The organism is Hansschlegelia zhihuaiae, from assembly GCF_004103825.1.
Lineage (GTDB): Bacteria > Pseudomonadota > Alphaproteobacteria > Rhizobiales > Methylopilaceae > Methylopila > Methylopila zhihuaiae.
Map to the genome: position 1 here is coordinate 165,677 of NZ_RYFI01000010.1, position 17,637 is coordinate 183,313.

General features: G+C 66.5%; 18 protein-coding genes and 1 pseudogene. 6 read left to right on the forward strand and 13 right to left on the reverse strand.

The window, feature by feature from the left end; all coding sequences use genetic code 11:
* Positions 1–49 precede the first annotated feature (49 nt).
* Positions 50–838 (forward strand): Crp/Fnr family transcriptional regulator, encoded by a 789-nt coding sequence (locus tag EK403_RS12010; protein ID WP_128777729.1) that lies wholly within the window; start codon positions 50–52, stop codon positions 836–838.
* Positions 839–899: 61 nt separating this feature from the next.
* Here the strand turns inward: EK403_RS12010 and EK403_RS12015 are convergent, their stop codons facing one another.
* From EK403_RS12015 to EK403_RS12025, 3 genes are read right to left on the reverse strand one after another with little or no spacing between them, the layout of a single operon-like run.
* On the reverse strand, positions 900–1,883 hold the full coding sequence (locus EK403_RS12015) for a zinc-dependent alcohol dehydrogenase family protein (protein WP_128777730.1): 984 nt from the start codon (positions 1,881–1,883) through the stop codon (positions 900–902).
* Entirely contained in the window at positions 1,880–2,251 is a 372-nt protein-coding gene (locus EK403_RS12020) for a phosphate signaling complex PhoU family protein (protein WP_128777731.1), read from the reverse strand. Before EK403_RS12020 ends, EK403_RS12015 begins: the two co-directional genes overlap by 4 nt.
* A gap of 23 nt (positions 2,252–2,274) precedes the next feature.
* Positions 2,275–2,607: a phasin family protein gene (locus tag EK403_RS12025; protein ID WP_128777732.1), complete on the reverse strand. Its 333-nt coding sequence runs from the start codon at positions 2,605–2,607 to the stop codon at positions 2,275–2,277.
* Between the two features lie 207 nt (positions 2,608–2,814).
* Here EK403_RS12025 and EK403_RS12030 point away from each other — a divergent pair, with 207 nt between their 5' ends.
* A complete protein-coding gene (locus EK403_RS12030; protein WP_128777733.1) occupies positions 2,815–3,234 on the forward strand; it encodes a YeeE/YedE family protein in 420 nt (139 codons plus the stop codon).
* Entirely contained in the window at positions 3,231–3,680 is a 450-nt protein-coding gene (locus tag EK403_RS12035; RefSeq protein ID WP_128777734.1) for a YeeE/YedE family protein, read from the forward strand. The genes EK403_RS12030 and EK403_RS12035 overlap by 4 nt, the downstream gene beginning before the upstream one ends.
* A gap of 65 nt (positions 3,681–3,745) precedes the next feature.
* Here the strand turns inward: EK403_RS12035 and EK403_RS12040 are convergent, their stop codons facing one another.
* From EK403_RS12040 to EK403_RS12050, 3 genes are all read right to left on the reverse strand, one after another.
* On the reverse strand, positions 3,746–4,501 hold the full coding sequence (locus tag EK403_RS12040; RefSeq protein ID WP_128777735.1) for an endonuclease/exonuclease/phosphatase family protein: 756 nt from the start codon (positions 4,499–4,501) through the stop codon (positions 3,746–3,748).
* A 16-nt stretch (positions 4,502–4,517) separates the two neighbouring features.
* Positions 4,518–5,918 (reverse strand): phospholipase D-like domain-containing protein, encoded by a 1,401-nt coding sequence (locus EK403_RS12045; protein ID WP_280986667.1) that lies wholly within the window; start codon positions 5,916–5,918, stop codon positions 4,518–4,520.
* Positions 5,919–6,537: 619 nt separating this feature from the next.
* Positions 6,538–7,029 (reverse strand): Hsp20/alpha crystallin family protein, encoded by a 492-nt coding sequence (locus tag EK403_RS12050; protein WP_245479662.1) that lies wholly within the window; start codon positions 7,027–7,029, stop codon positions 6,538–6,540.
* Positions 7,030–7,115: 86 nt separating this feature from the next.
* Between EK403_RS12050 and EK403_RS12055 the strand changes: the two genes are divergently transcribed.
* Positions 7,116–7,613: an NUDIX hydrolase gene (locus EK403_RS12055; RefSeq protein ID WP_245479663.1), complete on the forward strand. Its 498-nt coding sequence runs from the start codon at positions 7,116–7,118 to the stop codon at positions 7,611–7,613.
* 67 nt (positions 7,614–7,680) lie between these two features.
* On the opposite strand, the gene EK403_RS12060 is transcribed toward EK403_RS12055, so the two are convergent.
* Complete coding sequence (locus tag EK403_RS12060) at positions 7,681–8,328, reverse strand: BON domain-containing protein (protein ID WP_128777737.1); 648 nt, start codon at positions 8,326–8,328, stop codon at positions 7,681–7,683.
* A 251-nt stretch (positions 8,329–8,579) separates the two neighbouring features.
* Here EK403_RS12060 and EK403_RS12065 point away from each other — a divergent pair, with 251 nt between their 5' ends.
* Together EK403_RS12065 and EK403_RS23770 are read left to right on the forward strand one after the other, a co-directional pair.
* Complete coding sequence (locus EK403_RS12065; RefSeq protein ID WP_128777738.1) at positions 8,580–9,653, forward strand: NAD(P)-dependent alcohol dehydrogenase; 1,074 nt, start codon at positions 8,580–8,582, stop codon at positions 9,651–9,653.
* 851 nt (positions 9,654–10,504) lie between these two features.
* Positions 10,505–11,161, forward strand: coding sequence for a P-loop nucleotide/nucleoside kinase family protein (locus EK403_RS23770; RefSeq protein WP_428979600.1), 657 nt, complete (start codon positions 10,505–10,507; stop codon positions 11,159–11,161).
* A 54-nt stretch (positions 11,162–11,215) separates the two neighbouring features.
* Here EK403_RS23770 and EK403_RS12075 read toward each other — a convergent pair whose 3' ends face one another.
* The 6 genes and pseudogenes from EK403_RS12075 to EK403_RS12100 form a co-directional block, all read right to left on the reverse strand.
* Positions 11,216–11,599, reverse strand: a complete 384-nt coding sequence (locus EK403_RS12075) for a hypothetical protein (protein ID WP_128777739.1) — start codon at positions 11,597–11,599, stop codon at positions 11,216–11,218.
* Between the two features lie 139 nt (positions 11,600–11,738).
* Entirely contained in the window at positions 11,739–12,239 is a 501-nt protein-coding gene (locus EK403_RS12080) for a hypothetical protein (protein WP_206659533.1), read from the reverse strand.
* A gap of 17 nt (positions 12,240–12,256) precedes the next feature.
* A complete protein-coding gene (locus EK403_RS12085; protein WP_128777740.1) occupies positions 12,257–12,550 on the reverse strand; it encodes a hypothetical protein in 294 nt (97 codons plus the stop codon).
* 305 nt (positions 12,551–12,855) lie between these two features.
* A complete protein-coding gene (locus EK403_RS12090; RefSeq protein WP_128777741.1) occupies positions 12,856–13,923 on the reverse strand; it encodes a Rossmann-fold NAD(P)-binding domain-containing protein in 1,068 nt (355 codons plus the stop codon).
* Positions 13,924–14,358: 435 nt separating this feature from the next.
* Positions 14,359–17,271: an FAD-binding and (Fe-S)-binding domain-containing protein gene (locus EK403_RS12095; protein ID WP_128777742.1), complete on the reverse strand. Its 2,913-nt coding sequence runs from the start codon at positions 17,269–17,271 to the stop codon at positions 14,359–14,361.
* A gap of 156 nt (positions 17,272–17,427) precedes the next feature.
* A pseudogene (locus EK403_RS12100) lies at positions 17,428–17,637 on the reverse strand (tripartite tricarboxylate transporter permease); the annotation flags it as partial.

Here is a 17,637-nt window from a genome sequence, read left to right on the forward strand (position 1 = left end):
CCGCAAAGGTTACTCTCCGGATCATGCCCTTAGAGGCCTGGAGGCGCAAATGCACATTCAGCAACCCGCCAGCGTTTCAGCGTTCTCGCCCGAAATCCTGTCCGCAGCGTATCGCGACGCCCGCGCGGCTGAGGTCGCGCATTGCGAAGACGCTCCGAGAGGCCGTTGCTCAGCGTGTCCGGTGCGCGGCTTGAGCGTCTGCGCCGCGCTTGCCCAGGACGAACTTCCAAGGCTCGAACAGCTCTCGGATCCTGTGCGCTTTCGGGCCGGCGAAACCATTCTGCTGGAAGGCGATCCGGCCGGCGCCGTCTACAACCTTAAGGCTGGGATGGTGCGTCTGTACCGCATCTTGCCCGATGGCCGCCGCCAGATCGTGGGCTTCATGATGCCCGGCGATTTCATCGGCCTGTCGCTCTCCGACCGGAATGGCTTTTCGGCCGATGCGGTCGACGATGTCGCCGCCTGTCGTTTCGACCGCGCCGCATATACGAAGTTCGTCGGCCAGACGCCTCATCTTCTGAGACAGATGCATGAAGCGGCGAGCCATGAGCTGACAATCGCGCAAGACCACATGGTTCTGCTCGGCCGGCGCAGCGCCGAGGAAAAAGTGGCTTCGTTTCTGATGTCCCAACGCGATCGGATGCGCAGGCTCGGCGCGAGCGTCGTGACGCTCGCTCTGCCAATGTCGAGGACCGACTTGGCCGACCATCTAGGCTTGACGATCGAGACCGTCAGCCGAGTGATCTCGAGGCTTGCGCGCGCTCGGGTCGTCTTGGTCGTGCCGAACGGAGTGCGCCTCCTCGACCTCGCCAAACTGGAAAGCCTGGCGGCGTCCTAAGTGGATTGCGCGATCGCCGCCCGGAAGCAGGTCGAGGGTCCGACGACCGGGGCGCGATATGTCACGGGACGAGAACGGCGGCGCCATGGACCCGGCCGCCACGAAGATCGTCGAGCGCCTCATTGGCGCGATCGAGCGCGTAGCGAGTGGTGACGGTTCGAATCCCGGATTTTGGAACGAAGGCTAGGAACTCCGTGGCGTCCTGGCGCGTCAGATTCGCGACGGACATCACTTGGCGCTCACCCCAGATCAGCCGATACGGAAACCGGGGCAGATCCGTCATATGGATGCCTCCGCAGACAACCCGGCCGCCCTTGCGCACAGCTTTCAACGCTGCCGGCACGAGCGCTCCGACGGGCGCGAAAATGATCGCCGCGTCGAGCTCGCACGGGCAGGGATCCTCTGACGCGCCGGCCCATCTGGCGCCGAGCGACAGCGCAAGATCCTGCGCGGACTGATCGCCCGGTCGGGTGAAAGCGTACACCTCCCTCTCCTGGAAATGACAGACTTGAGCGAGGATGTGGGCGGCGGCGCCGAACCCGTACAGTCCCACGCGTTTGGCGTTTCCGGCCATGCGCAGCGATCGCCAGCCGATCAGGCCGGCGCACATCAGCGGGGCGGCTGCGATCGGATCATCGAAGCCGACCAGAGGAAAGGCGAAGTCGGCGTTCACGACCACATGGGTCGCGAACCCGCCGTCACGCGTGTAGCCCGTGAAGGTGGGGTCGTCGCAAAGATTTTCCCGACCGTCCGCGCAATAGGCGCAGGCGCCGCACACCCCGCCGAGCCATGGAACGCCGACCCTGTCGCCGACGCGAAATGCGTCCACGCCAGACCCCACGACCTCGATCCTGCCGACGATCTCATGGCCTGCCGTGATCGGAAGCGGGCCGTCGGTCAAATCGCCGTCGACGACGTGGAGATCTGTTCGGCAGACCGCGCATGCCTCGACCCGCACCAGCGCCTCGCCCGGCGACGGCGCGGGCGTCGGACGCTCCTCAAGCACAAGCGGCGCTCTTCGCGACCGCAGGACCATAGCCTTCATGCTGCGCTCGCGAGCGGCTCCCGGGCTATTCCGAGGCCTTCTGAAGGTGACGTAATCCGACGGCCGGTCTTCGCGAAGAAAGCCATGTCGGCGATGGCGGCGATGCGCAGCGAGGCGACAATGGCGCGGAGATCGCAGGCGACCGGCCGCCGCCGGGCGATCAGGACGATCGCGAAGTCAGCGCAGTTCCTCTCGAGCTCGCATACTCTGCCGTGCACGGCCTTCAAGGCGTCAGGGTCCGCTTCGGGGCCGCAGAAAAGCGGGGCGTTGGCCGCGATCGCCAATTTCTCGGTCGCGTCGCCAAGTTCGGCGACGCGACCTTCGAGTTCGGCGATGTCATCGTCAAACGACTTCAAGGCATGGCCCATGAATCGCCTTCCGTCTCCTCTGGTCAGGCCGACTTCGCCTGTTCGGACACGGATTCGCGGACCTTGTGGACCAACTTTTCGGTCTCCCGGCCATAGTCCTTGAAAGCGTCCCTCATGAAGCTCGACTGCGTCTCGAAGACTTTGCCGATATCTTTGCATTCCAGCATGCCGCTCAGAAGCTCGGCCTGGGCTTCCATGCGCTGACTCCCGAAGCGCAACGCCTCGATCGCCGAAATCGCCGGCAACGTCATCAGTGACCGCCAGGCCGCCAAGGCGTTCTGGGGCGACAGCATCTCGGTCAAACTCTGCGCCGCGCCGTTGGTCGCCTTGGGCGCAGTCGTCTGGATTCCGGCCATCTCGACCTCCTGTCTTCGCCGGCACGCCGCCGACCTGGCGAAACCATACGGGGTGGGAGACCAGGGTCCTTGATTGGGATCAACTCGTCCTCGACGCGCCAACGTCCATGCAGGCGGGCGCGGCGGGGCACTTTGACCAGGATCAAGGTCGCTTATCGAAGAGTGGCCGACCGTCCGCGCCTCTCCTGCGGATCAGAAGCTCCGGACATGACCGAGACCTCGTATTTCGCCTCTCTTCTCGGCGGCATGGCGATCGGTCTTGCCGCGGCCGTCATGATGGCGCTGAACGGCCGCGTGGCCGGCGTAAGCGGCATCCTGAGCAGTCTATGGCGCCAAGCTCCGTCGATGCCCAACGTCGCGTTTCTCGGAGGCCTGTGCAGCGCGGTGCTGATATACCGTGCTGTGAGCGGTGAGGTTCCGGCGATCCACGTCCAGGCGTCTCCAGCGCTGATGATCCTCTCCGGACTCTTAGTGGGCTATGGATCGCGGCGGGCGTCAGGCTGCACGAGCGGTCATGGCGTCGTAGGACTAGCGCGGCGCTCGCCACGATCCATCGTCGCCGTCGTCGTGTTCCTGGCGAGCGGAATCGCCACGGTCGGGGTCATGCGCATGGTCGGCCTGCCATGAGCCTCGTTCGGACCATCGTCGGCGGGTTATCAGGGCTTGTGTTCGGCCTCGGCCTAACGGTTTCGGGCATGCTCGATCCCGCCCGGGTGCGCGCCTTCCTGGACGTGGCGGGCCCATGGGATCCAAGCCTTGCGTTCACGCTCTGCGGCGCGGTGCTGGTCGCTTCCGTCGGCGTCTGGCTTTCAGGTCGGATGTCTCGGCCCGTCTTCGATGATCGCTTTCATCTGCCCGAAACCCGCACCGTCGACGACCGACTTGTCACCGGCGCGGCTCTGTTCGGCGTCGGATGGGGGATGGCCGGCCTTTGCCCGGGCCCGGCGATCGCTTCGCTCGTCCTCGGAATTCCCGCCACGCTTTTCTTTTTCGTCGCCATGGTCCTCGGCATGGCGTTGCACGACCGTCTGAGCATTCGATCGGTTTGGCGCACTCGATCCGTCGACGGTTGATCATCGACCACGCCGCACGCCCGCGGAGCTCAGGTCCAAGGGTTCCACGCCCTTCCTTTGCGCTGTCAGGGGTGCTCGATCGCGTCTCCGGACTCGCGGGCGCTGCTGTGGCGCGACGCGACGCCCTGGCCATGGAGATCGGCCCTCGCGGTCAGAGGCAGGTGGTCTGACGCCTTGCGGGCAAGCGGAGTGTTGTGGACAGCAAGGTCGCGCACCAACCCGTGAGGCCACCCCAGGATCCGGTCGAGCGGAAAGATCGGACGACGGGACGGGAAGCTGGGCAGCGGATGCGCTTCGCCGAACAGCGGCTCGAAGACGTTGAGAGACGAGCGTCGCCGGCGTCGCCATTCATTGAGATCGCCGAGCAGCAGGGTCGGCATCGGCGGCAGCCATCCGAACGCCGTCACCAGCGCTCCCGCCTGAGAGAGCCTCGACCGGCGCAACAGACCGAAATGCGCGGCGATGATCCGGAACGGGCCGTCGCCGAAGTCGAGATCCACGATGATCGCGCCACGCGGCTCGACGCCCGGCAATCTGATGCGGGCGCGCCGGTACGACACAGGCTCGCGCGCGACCAGCAGCGCGTTGCCGTGCCAGCCATGGCCGTCCGGCGCGTCGGATTGGGCCAGGAGGCGAAGCCCGGTCTCCTCTTGCAGCGCCTTCAGGTCAAGCAGCCCGATGCGGGAGCCGAACCGTCGATCGACCTCTTGAAGCGCCACCACCTCGGCGCCGATTTCGCGTAGGACGCCGATGATGCGGTCTGGACGGGAGCGACCGTCCGTCCCCCGACATTTGTGAATGTTGTAGGTCGCGACCTTCAAGCGGCGGCATCCAGCGTCATAAGTAGGGCGACATCAGCCGCGCGGCCGCGTCCCGGACCTTCAAGGGCAAGGGCTTGCGGTCGAGCTCGGCGAGCGTCAGCGGAGCGCTGCACTTCGAAACGATCAGTTCCGACAGCCGGGTCGCCAGCTTGGCCTCATAGAGCTCCACCGTGAGTTCGAAATTGAGACGAAGGCTGCGCGAGTCCCAGTTCGCGCTCCCGATTAGGCACCAGACGTCGTCGATGGTCATGAGCTTGGAATGGTCGAAGGGGGGCGGGGACCGGTAGAGCCGACATCCCGCCTCCAGCAGCGGCCTGACATGCGCGTCCGAAGCCCAAGCCACCAGCCGGTGATTGTTGACCGCAGGGGTGACGAGCCGCACCTCGACCCCGCGTAGCGCCGCGACCTGAAGGGCCGTCAGAACGCGCTCGTCAGGAAGAAAGTAGGGCGTGGCGATGCGAATGGTCTTCCGGGCCGAGGACACGGCCGAGAGCAACACGAGCACAAGCCGGTCAACCGCCTGGTCGGGACCGGAGACGATCGCCCGCGCGCGCGGCCCGTCCGAGGGCGACGAGGACGGCGTCTCTGGGACGTCGGCGCCGGTGGTGAACGTCCAGTCTTCGTCGAAGCTGTCGGCGATCTGGTCGACCACAGCGCCGGTCACGCGGAAATGCAGATCGCGGACGGGAGTGCGAGTCGGACGCGCGAGCACGTTTTCGGCCGCGATGTTCAGCCCGCCGACGAAAGCGGTGCGCCGGTCGATGATTAAGGCCTTCTTGTGCAGCCTGAGATCGAGCAGCGGCATCCGCCACGGCCAGGCCGAGTGCAGGAAACGCGCGGCCGGCACGCCGCGTCGCCTAAGCGCCCGATAGGCGGCCGACTTGAAATAGCCGCCGCCCATGCCGTCGATCAGGACGCGGACCGCGACCCCGCGCCGATGCGCGTCGGCGAGCGCCTCAACGAATGGCTGCCCGGCCTCGTCGGTGCGGAATATGAAGGTCGACAGTTCGATGGTGGCCCTGGCCTCCTCGATCGCGCGAAGCATGACCGGATAGGCCTCGTCGCCCGATTGCAGGATGGATTCGACGGTCCCGTCGACGCGATCGACGCCGGTCACAGCGCCGACCGCGGACGCGAGCCGGTCTTGCGGCGAGAGCTCTCGCGCGTCCGGGCCGGACGGCGTCCGGAAGCGGCTTACGCCACGCAGGCGTCGGGCCTTGCGATGGACGCGATTGACGCCGAAGGCGAAATAGAGCGCCGCGCCGAAGATCGGCGACAGCCACGCGACTCCGATCCATCCGATAGCGGCCCGCACGTCGCGTTTCCGCAGCAGGACATGGATTGACGTAGCGGACGCGACGGCGAGGTGCAGTGCGGTAAGCCAGAGGCTCTCTTGTGCGAATTCGCCAAACGTCACGGTTTTGGTCGCAACAGGACTGCGCGGCGACGGTCACGCGGCGTTCGCGCTATCCCGCCCACGAGCGACATCCCACGATCAAGGATCGTCATAGAGAGCAATCGGGCATAGCTCGACGCGACGCAAGTCGACGCAGCGTGGTCGACGACAATTATTCGCGGCCTGTCGCAGAGCGGCGCCTTGCCGTCATCGAGACGGCTAACGGCCTCGACACTGGTCCACGCAGTTCTGGAAGAGCGGCGCCAGGCGACTCACGCAGTCGAAGACGCTTTCGCTTCGCGCGGACGCCTGCGCGTCGCACTGCGGCGCGAGCCACGCGCTGCACGCCCGTCGGCATTCCTTATCGATCGCCTCCGCTCGCGCGCGTTCCCCAGTCGCGCGGACGTTCCGGTCGGTGGTTCGCGACAGAGTGGTCAGCAGGATGATCAAGCCCGCGATCAAAGCGGCGCCCAGCAAGGCCGCGAACACGCCTTTGCCGAGCGATCCGAGCTGAAATCCTTCGTGCGCGCATGGGTTTGGGCTGCCGGCACTCCGCTGGCTTCTCCCGGCCCCGACGGGTTTGCTTCGGGCGGCGCCGGGCTCGTCGAAACTCGCTGGCGGGCCCGACCGCCGCCTCGCGTCAAGCGGCCTTGACCTCGATCTTTTTCGCCTGCTTCGCCTCGCCGATCTTGGGGAGGCGGATCGTCAGAACGCCGTTGCGGTGGTTGGCTTCGATCTGGCTCGCGTCGACGTCGTCGGGAAGCTGAAAGCTCCTGCGGAACGAGCCGTACGTGCGCTCCGAAATCTGGGTTCCGCCTTCCGTCTTCTCGGTCTCGCGTGTCTTCTCGCCCTTGATGACCAGCATGTCGCCGACGACCGAGACGTCGACCTGCGAAGGCTCGAGGCCGGGGACCTCGGCGGTGAGCTTGTATTCGTCATTGGTTTCCGCGATGTCGATCGCAGGCGCAAAGGCGCTCGGGCCGATCGCGCGTTCGAACAGGCGCTCCATCGCCGGCAGTTCGATCACGGAGGACATCCGGTCGAACAGACGGTCGAATTCGCGCATGAGATGCCGGCGGGCGGGCGCGGCCGCTGGCTCTGAAGATGAGGTCTCGACGAGTTCTTTGGACATGGCTCGCTCCAGTCGTGACGGTTGAGCGGATCGCTCGGCGACATTCTCTTCTTGGAGCCGCTGGCCGCTTTGACCTGCCGCAAAGCATGACGACGGGGGACGACGTCAATGACCTCGGGCCGTTCATGAACAGCGCGGGAATCCTCATCTACCGCGGCGCGGGCTCCGGCCTCGAGGTGCTGCTCGTTCACCCGGGCGGCCCGTTTTGGAGACATAAGGATCTCGGAGCCTGGTCGATCCCGAAAGGCGAAGTGCGGGCGGGTGAACCGCCGGAAACGGCCGCCAGGCGTGAGTTCGCCGAAGAGCTGGGACAGACCCTCGGCGGCGAACTCATGGATCTCGGGACCGTCAGACAGCGGGCCGGGAAGGTCGTCCGCTGTTATGCGGGTCGTGGCGACTTCGAAGTCGCAGCCGTAAAAAGCGATCTATTCGAGATCGAATGGCCGCCGCGCTCGGGCCGGAGGGCGGCTTTCCCCGAAATCGATCGCGCAGCCTGGTTCAATACGGCTGTCGCAAAGGAGAAACTCTTGCCCTCCCAGAGAATTTTCGTAGACCGCCTGGCGGAGCGATTGTCTCGGGGATGAGCACAAGCGCGACGCGCGGCGGAGACCCGGACCGCCACAGGCGATCCGGGCCCGCTCGTCGGCGCTGTCAGGCGGCGATGCTGATCGTGTCGTCTACGGATTTCACGCCGGCGGCCGACCAAGCGGCCTGCTCGGCGATGCGGCGCTCCTGCCAGCTGTGCACACGACCCGAAAGGCTGACTTTGTCGTTTGTGACGGTGACGTGGATCGCAGCCGCGTCGAGCGCGGCGTTCCGCTTCAGAGCGTCCTCGATCTTCTTCTTCACGTCGTCCGCCTTCGGTCGATCGGTAAGCGCGATCGTGTTGGACACGCCGACGACTCCGTCGAGTTTCCGCACCGACGACTCCGCGGCCTCGCGCTGGTACTGCCAGTCGACTGTGCCGGACAGGGTGATCCAGCCGCGCTCGACCTTCACCTTCACGGCGGCCGGCACCATCGTGTTCCAGTCGAGCACTTTGATTGCGCGCTTGGCGATCTCGTCGTCGCTCCGCTTGCCGTCATAGGGGTAGCGAACCTCGATCTCCTCGGCGATCGCCCTTACCCCCCGAACGCGCTGGGCGGCCTTCTCGGCCGCCACCTTTTCGGCATAGCTCGCCACGTGACCGGTCAGCGTGACAACGCCTTCACGAACCGCGACGCCGATGTGAGCAGCGTTCACGACAGGCTCGAATTCGAGCTCTTCCTCCACGAGCGACTTCAATCCGGCGTCAGACATGGTCCCATCTCCTGTCTCGGCCCACGCTTGTCAGCTCCACTCGGACGCTCTGAGGGCGGGGGCGGTCTCAAGGGCGGCGATGGCCCTCCTTCGCAATCAATGTGACGGACCGATCCCCGCCGCCTTGATCTGCGTCAGCGGCGTCCCGCGCGGGCAAGCGCGCTCAAAGGATTGGGGTTGCGCTGGATCAATGGGAGCAGCGGCGACCGCAGTAAGGCTCGCGACTGACATCCACGCGGCGGAGCCATCCCATGCCGAAAATGAAAGCTGCGATCTTTGTCGAGCCCGGACGCATTGTGCTCGACGACAAACCTGTCCCCGACGTCGGTCCGCTCGACGCCCTCGTCCGCGTGACCACGACGACGATCTGCGGGACGGACGTCCACATCCTCAAAGGCGAATATCCCGTCGCGAAGGGTCTGACGATCGGTCACGAGCCCGTGGGAGTCATCGAGAAGCTCGGATCAGCCATATCCGGCTATCAAGAGGGGCAGCGCGTGATCGCGGGCGCGATCACGCCGAGCGGCCACTCCTATGCCTGTCTCTGCGGCTGCGGCTCACAGGATGGTCCCCGCGAGAAGCATGGTTTCAAGGCGATGGGCGGTTGGCGCTTCGGGAACACGATCGATGGGGCGCAGGCCGAATACCTACTTGTGCCCGACGCGATGGCGAACCTCGCTCCGACGCCTGACGCGTTGACCGACGAGCAGGTCCTGATGTGTCCCGACATCATGTCGACCGGCTTTTCGGGCGCGGAGAGCGGCGGCGTGCGCATCGGCGACGCGGTGGCGGTGTTCGCGCTCGGGCCAATCGGGCTCAGCGCCGTCGCCGGCGCTAAATTGATGGGCGCCACTCGGATCATAGGCGTCGACACTGTGCCCGCCCGCCTCGCTATGGCGCGCCGGATGGGTTGCGACGAGGTCATAAACTTCAAAACTGGCGATCCAGTCGAGCAGATCCTGACGCTCACCGGTGGCCGCGGCGTCGACGTCGCGATCGAGGCGCTTGGAACGCAGGCCACGTTCGAGGCGGCCCTCCGGGTCCTGCGTCCCGGCGGCGCGCTGTCGAGCCTCGGCGTCTATTCGGAAGACCTTCGGATCCCGCTCGGGCCATTTGCGGCAGGGCTCGGCGACCACAAGATCGTCACGACGCTTTGTCCCGGCGGCAAGGAACGGATGCGACGCCTTGTGGACGTCATCGCGTCTGGCCGGGTCGACATGCGCCCCCTCGTGACGCACAGGTTCAAGCTCGACGATATCGAGCAGGCCTACGATCTGTTCTCCCACCAGCGCGACGGCGTCCTGAAGGTGGCGATCACGCCATGAGCGACCCCGAGGCCGAGCAGGCCGTAGTCATCGACTTTCTGAAGAAGTTGCTCGGCCCGGATGTGAGCGAGCAGCGAACCCATATCTCCGTCATTCTCCTCGGTCGTAACACTGTCTGGAAGCTGAAGCGCGCCGTGAAGCTGCCCTATGTCGACTTCTCGACGGCGGGCGCGCGGCTCGATGACTGCGATCGGGAGGTCGCGCTCAACCGGCGCACGGCTGCGACGCTCTATCACGGCGTAAGACGGGTGACGCGCGCAGGCGATGGCCGCTTGGCCCTCGACGGCGAAGGGGCGCTGGTCGACGCCGCGGTGGAGATGGCGCGATTTCCATCGGACGCTCTCCTCGACCGGATGGCCGCGCGCGGCGATCTGACCGCCGCCGTCATTTCGCGTCTCGCTCTGGTCGTCGCCGACTTCCATCAAAACGCCAACTCCGTTGTCGATCGGAACGCCGGCGGAAGGATAGGCCGCGTCATCGACGGCAACGCGAGGCTGTTGCGAACCTCCGACGTCTTGGACCCCGAGGAGGTCGCTCGCTACTGCGCCGACTGCGACGTCGCCTACGAGCGTTTCTCGGGAATGCTCGACCGGCGGGGCGAGGCCGGCGCCGTGATACGCGGTCACGGAGATCTGCATCTCCAGAACATCTGCATGTGGCGGGGAGAGCCTACCCTTTTCGATTGCCTCGAGTTCGACGATGAGCTCGCCACCATCGATCGGCTCTATGACCTGGCGTTCCTTCTCATGGATCTGTGGCGGCGCGAGCTTCGCTCCCACGCGAACCTCGCGCTCAATCGCTATCTCGACAGAATCGACGACGAGTCGGCTCTGCCCCTCCTGCCGTTCCTCATGTCTATCCGAGCGGCGGTGAGGGCGCATGTCGCCGCCGGTCAGGCGCAGGCCGACGACAGGAAGGCGCGAGAAGCCCGCGATTGCCTCTCTCTCGCGCGGAGGCTGCTGGAGCCTGTCGCGCCGAAGCTGGTGGCGATCGGCGGCTTCTCGGGTTCGGGCAAGTCGACGGTGGCGGCCGCCATCGCGCATGACGTCGGTCAGGCTCCCGGCGCGCGAATCCTCGGCAGCGACCGAATCCGAAAGGCGATGCTTGGCGTCGCTCCGGATCAGAAACTGCCGCAGGAGGCGTATCGGGCGGATGTGACGAGCAGAGTCTACCAAGAAATCTGCGAGCGGGCCGGAAGCGTCCTAAGGTCAGGTCATGGCGTCGTCGCCGAAGCGACGTTCTCGACGCCGGTCGAGCGCTCTCGGATCGAGCAGGTCGCGTCCGCGTCGTCGTATGATTTCCGAGGAGTTTGGCTTGACGCCGCCGGGGAACTCCTGGCGAGCCGCGTTTCCCGCCGGACTGGCGATGTCTCGGACGCCGACGTCAGCGTTCTGGCGGTCCAGTTGCGAAAGGGAGCCGGAGAAATCGGTTGGCCGAAGGTCGAAGCGTCGGGAGACGCCTTGGACGTTTCGAAACGGGTCGCCGGGCTTCTTTGCCGGTCCGCCTGAAGGGTGGGCGCCGGCACGACGACGTCCCACATTGGCAAAGCGCGCTTCGGCCCGCTAGCCGACGTGGGGATCATAGCCGATATTCGCTTCGGCCTCGAGCGCCTCCGCAGTCGGAAAAGGAGACGTTGGAGCTCCAGCCAGGTCGCTGAGGGACGCCACGCTCATCACCTTGAGAATGTCGCTCCCGGCGTCGTCCGTCAGCGTGATGTATTCGCCCGGCGAGAAGCGATGCTCGTCAAGTCTGTAGCCGACTCGATCATCCGCATCCGTCGCCGGATCGAAATCGAAGAACCAGACATTGCCCTCCGGTCCGCTGCGCCGCCGGAGCTTGCCGTGCAACGTGAGCGCATCCGACCAGAAGCGAACGACGCCGCACTTGTCCGGCTGTTTCGCCCATTCGGTCAGGCTGAGCCGCCCCTGCTCATCCAGCGGCGCCACGAAGACATAGCCGCAATCAGCGGAGCCTGCCGGGCATCCTCGTCGCCGCGCCAACTGCAGCGTGACGACCTTCAGGCGAGCCCGCGGCGCGATCTGTCGAGAGCTTGCGGCTGACCTTCCCCGGCTCATGGGCGGCCCCTCAGGCTGCCGACGTTTTGAGACGCGCCGTCGTGGGGCACCGCGTCGCCAAGGGCGCAAGACGGTCCTCGGGAACGAATTCTTCGACACTCGATACGCGGAATACGTGAGGCTCCCCGCGATGTTCGAGAGTGACGTATTCCCCCGTTCGGAACCGATGAATGTCGAGACGATGCCCAATTTCGTCGTCGTCAGACCGGTCTGGATCGAAATCGAACATCCAGATCGCCCCACCACGTCCGCCCGCCCGGTGCTTCAGCAACCCGAACAGCGCATTTTCCCCCGCCCAGAACCGGACGACGCGGCAGCGCGCCCTCTCCTTGCGCCAAAGCGAGAGACTAAGCATCCCTCGACTGTCGAGAGGCGCGACGAAGGCGTAGCCATAATGATCACTGCCATTCGGATGCTCAGGCTCCCGCGCAAGGCGCAGTCGCACGGTCATCAGTTTCGACCGGAGCTGACGCCGGCTTAGGGGCTCGACAGAGACGGACGGCGACGTCATGGGACCTGTCCTCCAGGTCAGGCTGCGAGCCTGGCCGCGACAGCGACCGGACGCTGTGGGGCGACGCGCACCGCCGGTCCGTCGTCGGGAAACGACACGTCGCTGGCGGCGGAAGGGCTCAAAGCAGCGACGCGGCCGACGTGATCCAGCCAAGCCATCGCGATACGGACATTGAAACGAATGGTCTCGACGGCGATCGCGAGCGGGAGATCCAGAGCGAGCGACTTCATGCTCAGCGCCATGAGGGCAGGATCAGGCATTGCGGCTTCCGCTGTCATTGCGGCCGCGGCGGCTTCCTCGGGCGAGATCATCTGCGCGTCTCCATGTTCGAGTGAGCGAGCATCATCGGCGCTGAACGGCGGAAGGCGCATTGAGCGAGATCAAGGTTTCGCCGCGGCCCGCCCCTGCGTTCTTTCGCTGACGCCGGGGGGCCTGGGCCGAGGCGCTGCGGGCGTCTCTCTCGCCGCCTATCTGGACTTATGAGCGAAGGAGCGCAGAAGCGGATCTTTGGGCTGGAACAGGTCGGTCCTATCGGGAACAGAACGGCCGAAAGCCATAGCCTTCGGGCCGTTCGGTCTCATGGCAAGTCGCGGGCGCGCCGTCTTCCCCGGGCCGGTCAGGCGGCATCGCGACGGTTGAGCTCGAGGCGCTCGTTGACGAGGCCGACGGTCTCGTCGAGCGTCGCGTTCCGCATGCCGCGTCCCGCGGCGATCGTCTGGACCAGCAGGTCGACGCGCTCGATCGCCTTGGCGCCGGCGAACAGCGCCCGGGCGGCGGAGGACGGGCTCGTCAGGCCATTGGCGGCGGCGGCGTATTTTTCGAAGGGCACGAGGTCGCGTTCCGCCGCGCCAAGCGCGACGCAGACTTCGCGGACCCAGGCGTAGATCGCGCGCGACGCCTCGATGTCGGAATGCACCGCGTCGCGGATCGCCCGCGGGCCGCGCGGCGTCACGCAGCGGTAATTGCCGGTCAGCAGCATCGCCCATTTGGCGAGCGGCACGAAGATGCTGTCATGGACGCGGAGCTTCACCGGCAGCTCGACGGCATCGCCGTCGACCGTCCAGCGGGCCGCGTCGATCCCGGCCTCCAGGTCGCGCAGGACCGCGGTGTGTTCGTCCTTCTCGAAGCGCGAGACCTTGAAGTTGGTGGGCAGCGAGACCTGCAGCAGGTTGAGCGGCTCCCCCTGCGGGCGGAAGGCCTGCGGGTCCGGACTGCACAGCGTCAGGTAGGTCGGGTCGATCGGCGCCCAGACCGACGGGTCGGCATAGGCCGCCTCGAGGCCGCCGGTCGCGAGGCCCGGCAGACGCTTCAGATAGGGCAGCGGCGGCATGTTCATGATCGACATCGCCGGGGCCTTCGCTCGCCCGATGGCGGCCACGAGCTCCCGGACGCCGGGCGAGCGATATTGCGGCTCCTGCATGGCGAGGCCAATGAGGGCGTAGGCCGAGGGGTCGACGTCTCCGGGGCCGGCGGCCTCCAGCCGGCCGGGCAGGTCGCGCGACGCGATCTCGACCATGCCGCCGTCCTTCAGCGGCATGCGCACGCGCACGCCCTCGCGATTGATGAGCTCCGCCTCCTGGGGAAGGCAGACCAGCGTCACGTCGTTGCCGGCGAGCAGCAGCTTGGTCGCGAGCAGCGAACCGTAGGACGCGCCGAGGATGAGAATCTTGTGCGTTCCGCTCATGGGTCGATTCCTGTGCGTTTCGGGGAAGCGCCGACGCCGAAGCCCGACGTCGCGGTCTCCGGATCCGGGTGCTTCGATTTTTCTTTTCACCCCGCCGCCGAAGCCGAGGCGGGGACGCGCCCGGGAACGATATCGCCTCTCAATCGGGCGATAGGCAAGCTAATTTGAATGCAATAATAAGTGAGTTCGAGTGATGGATTGTTCGATCGGGAACTGTTGGTCCGGAGCTAGTTCATCAAGAGGCGAGCGTCCATTCGTTTTCATATTCGAAAAAAGCTCATAGAAACAATTAGATATCAGCAGATGAGGCGGGGTTGGCTCGAAATGGCTTCAGTCGCGCTTAGCGCCGCCCCTGCGAAAATCAGAATTCATTAATGGCGCAGCGTTCTAAAGTTATGAACGCATAATGGCCATGCGAAAATGGTGGGCTCGGCGTCAGCCCGCCAGCGCCATGTCGAGCACGCGCGCGACATGGATCGCCTCGCGTCCGGCCCCGTCGTGGATCTGGTGGCGGCAGCTCGTGCCGTCCGCCACCACGAGGTCGCCGCCCGCCGCCGCGCGCACGGCCGGCAGCAGCGAGAGTTCGCCCATCGCGAGCGAGACGTCGACGGTCTTGGCGCCATAGCCGAAGGCGCCCGACATGCCGCAGCAGCTCGACTCGATCGGCCGGACCTCGAGCCCGGGAATCGCCTTGAGCGCCGCCTGAACGGCGGTCATCGCGTCGAACGCCTTTTGGTGGCAGTGGCCGTGGAGATGCGCCACCCGGCCGCCCTGGTCCCTGAGCGGCAGGACGGTGCGGCCCTTGGCGATGTCGGCCGAAAGCAGCTCTTCGATGAGCACTGCCGCGTCGGCGACCGGCTGGACCTCCGCCTTCGGCAGCAGGGCGAAGAACTCGTCGCGGAAGGTGAAGAGGCAGGACGGCTCGAGCCCGACGACCCGGGCGCCTTTCGCGACATAGGGCGCGAGCGCGTCGAGCGTGCGCCGCGCCTCGGCGCGGGCCTCGTCGACGAGGCCGGCCGAGAGATAGGTCCGTCCGCAGCAGAGCGCCCGGCCGCCGTCCTTCGCCTCGACGCGGTGGATTCGGTAACCGCCGGCGCCGAGCACGCGCTCGGCCGCCTCGAGGTTCTCGCGCTCGTAATAGCGGTTGAAGGTGTCGCCGAAGAGCACGACGTCGCGGCCGTCGCCCATCACGTCCTCGGGCCGCGCAGTTCGCCCCTTCTGCGCCCAGGGCTTGCGCCATTTCGGCAGCGTGCGGCGCGCCGAGAAGCCGAGCAGCCTTTCGCTGAGCTTCGCCGCGCCCGGCATCCGGTCGCGCAGGTTCATCAGGGGCGCGAGACGCGCGGCCCAGGGCGCGTAGCGCGGCAGATGCGCGATCAGGCGCTCCTTGAGCGGCACTCCGTGGCGTGCGTGATAGGCGCTCAGGAACTCGATCTTCATGCGCGCCATGTCGACGCCCGTCGGGCAGTCGCGCTTGCAGCCCTTGCACGAGACGCAGAGGTCGAGCGTCTGCTTCATCTCCTCGGAGGTGAAGGCGTCAGGGCCGAGCTGGCCCGAGATCGCGAGCCGGAGCGTGTTGGCGCGCCCGCGCGTGACGTGCTGCTCGTCCTTGGTCGCGCGGTAGGACGGGCACATGGTGCCGGCCGTCATCTTCCGGCATGTGCCGTTGTTGTTGCACATCTCGACCGCCTGGCCGAAGCCGCCCCACTCCGACCAGTCGAGCGCGGGAGACGCAGGGACCGTGACGGCGTAGTCCGGCGCGAAGCGCATCAGCGAGCGGTCGTCGAATTTCGGGCCGCGGACGATCTTGTTCGGGTTCAGGCGGTTCCCGGGGTCGAAGGCGTCCTTCACTTGCTCGAAGGCGCGCGTGAGCTTTTCGCCGAACATCGGCTCGACGAATTCCGAGCGCGAGATGCCGTCGCCGTGCTCGCCCGAGAACGAGCCCTTGTAGCGGCGGACGAGCTCGCAGGCCTCCTCGGCGATGGCGCGCATCTTCCGCGCGCCGTCCTCGGTCTTCATGTTGAGGATCGGCCTGACATGCAGGCAGCCGACCGAGGCGTGAGCGTACCAGGTGCCGCGCGTGCCGTGCTTCTCGAACACGGCGGTGACGGCGTCGGTGTAGTCCGCGAGATGCTCGAGCGGCACCGCGCAGTCCTCGATGAAGGAGATCGGCTTCCCGTCGCCCTTCATCGACATCATGATGTTGAGGCAGGCCTCGCGCACGCCCCAGACATTCGCCTGCCGGGAGGGCTCGACGACCTCGACCACGGCGTCGGGGAAGCCGTGGTCCGCCATGCAGTGGTCGAGCCGCTTCAGCTCGAGGCGCAGATGGGCCGCGTCGTCGCCTGCGAATTCGACCAGCAGCAGGCAGTTCGGCTTGCCCCTCGTGATGTCGCCGAGCGTTCTGCGGAACAGCGGGATGTCGGCGCCCAGCGTGAGCACGTTGTTGTCCACGAGCTCGACCGCGACGGGGCCGAGCGCGACGAGGCGCCGGGTGGTCTCCATGGCGGAGCGGAAATCGGGGAAGTGGCAGACGCCCATCACGCGATGCTTCGGCAAAGGCGACAACTGCACGGTGATCTCGGTCGTGACCGCGAGCGTGCCCTCGGAGCCGACCAGCAACCGGCTGAGGTTCGGCCGCGCGGGCAGCAGTTCGTCGAGATTGTAGCCGCCGACCCTGCGCTGGACCTTCGGAAAGATCGCCTCGATGTCTTCGCGATGCTCGTGGGCGAGCGCGGTCATCGCGGCCATCAGGTTGCGGGCGCGTGTCACGGCGTTGTCGCCGACCGGCCCGCCGTCGAGCCGGAACGCCTCCCCGTCGTGGAACAGCGCCCGCATCGCGAGCACGTTGTCGACGGTCTTGCCGTAGCGCAGCGAGCGGGCGCCGGACGAATTGTTGCCCGTCATGCCGCCGAAGGTGCAGCGGCTCGCGGTCGAGGGCTCAACGGGGAAGAACAGCCCGTCCTTCTTCGCGCGGGCGTTCAGATGCTCGAGCACCATGCCGGGCTGCACGACGGCGGTCCGGGCCTCCCGATCGAAGGCGATCAGGCCGTTGAGATGGCGTGAGAAATCGAGGATGAGGCCGGAGCCGATCGGCTGGCCGTTCTGTGAGGTGCCGGCGCCGCGTGCGATGACCGGGACGCTGTGCTGGGCCGCGATCTGGAGCGCGGCCTGGACGTCCGCTTCCGACTTCGGGAACGCCACGCCTTCCGGCATGATCTGGTAGATCGACGCGTCGGTGGCGTAGCGCCCGCGAGTGAAGGCGTCGAAGCGGACCTCGCCCGCGAGCGCGTTCTTCAGCGCGCGCTCAAGGCCCGTGTTGCGGGCGGTGGATCCGAACATGCCGTGCATCACAAACGCTTTCGCTAGCGCGTCATCCCGGCTGCAGCGAAGCGGAGCGCCAGGATCGCTTTCAGGACGCGGCGCGCAATCAACGCGCCGCCGGTCCCGGCCGGCGGTCCCGGACGGCGCGCGCCGTCCGGGATGACGCCTCGTCTCACCGCGTCCTCATTCGATGACTTCCACGGTTCGGGCCGGGTCGCGGTCTTTTCCGCGGCCTCTCGCCCAGGCGATGGCGTCGGAGATCGGGCCCCAGAACAGCAGGATCGCCGACAGCGCGACGAGGGTGGTGACGAGGCCGTTGGCCCAGAACACGTTGAGCGAGCCGCCGGAGCCGAGCAGCGCCTGGCGGAAGGCGTCCTCGGCGCGGTCGCCCAG

What these genes read in the sequence shown, in the direction of transcription:
- EK403_RS12010 (WP_128777729.1), top strand. Translation starts at nt 50, where the DNA reads ATGCACATTCAGCAACCCGCCAGCGTTTCAGCGTTCTCGCCCGAAATC.
- EK403_RS12015 (WP_128777730.1), bottom strand. Translation starts at nt 1,883, where the DNA reads ATGAAGGCTATGGTCCTGCGGTCGCGAAGAGCGCCGCTTGTGCTTGAG.
- EK403_RS12020 (WP_128777731.1), bottom strand. Translation starts at nt 2,251, where the DNA reads ATGGGCCATGCCTTGAAGTCGTTTGACGATGACATCGCCGAACTCGAA.
- EK403_RS12025 (WP_128777732.1), bottom strand. Translation starts at nt 2,607, where the DNA reads ATGGCCGGAATCCAGACGACTGCGCCCAAGGCGACCAACGGCGCGGCG.
- EK403_RS12030 (WP_128777733.1), top strand. Translation starts at nt 2,815, where the DNA reads ATGACCGAGACCTCGTATTTCGCCTCTCTTCTCGGCGGCATGGCGATC.
- EK403_RS12035 (WP_128777734.1), top strand. Translation starts at nt 3,231, where the DNA reads ATGAGCCTCGTTCGGACCATCGTCGGCGGGTTATCAGGGCTTGTGTTC.
- EK403_RS12050 (WP_245479662.1), bottom strand. Translation starts at nt 7,029, where the DNA reads ATGTCCAAAGAACTCGTCGAGACCTCATCTTCAGAGCCAGCGGCCGCG.
- EK403_RS12055 (WP_245479663.1), top strand. Translation starts at nt 7,116, where the DNA reads ATGACGACGGGGGACGACGTCAATGACCTCGGGCCGTTCATGAACAGC.
- EK403_RS12060 (WP_128777737.1), bottom strand. Translation starts at nt 8,328, where the DNA reads ATGTCTGACGCCGGATTGAAGTCGCTCGTGGAGGAAGAGCTCGAATTC.
- EK403_RS12065 (WP_128777738.1), top strand. Translation starts at nt 8,580, where the DNA reads ATGCCGAAAATGAAAGCTGCGATCTTTGTCGAGCCCGGACGCATTGTG.
- EK403_RS23770 (WP_428979600.1), top strand. Translation starts at nt 10,505, where the DNA reads ATGTCTATCCGAGCGGCGGTGAGGGCGCATGTCGCCGCCGGTCAGGCG.
- EK403_RS12080 (WP_206659533.1), bottom strand. Translation starts at nt 12,239, where the DNA reads ATGACGTCGCCGTCCGTCTCTGTCGAGCCCCTAAGCCGGCGTCAGCTC.
- EK403_RS12085 (WP_128777740.1), bottom strand. Translation starts at nt 12,550, where the DNA reads ATGATCTCGCCCGAGGAAGCCGCCGCGGCCGCAATGACAGCGGAAGCC.
- EK403_RS12090 (WP_128777741.1), bottom strand. Translation starts at nt 13,923, where the DNA reads ATGAGCGGAACGCACAAGATTCTCATCCTCGGCGCGTCCTACGGTTCG.
- EK403_RS12095 (WP_128777742.1), bottom strand. Translation starts at nt 17,271, where the DNA reads ATGCACGGCATGTTCGGATCCACCGCCCGCAACACGGGCCTTGAGCGC.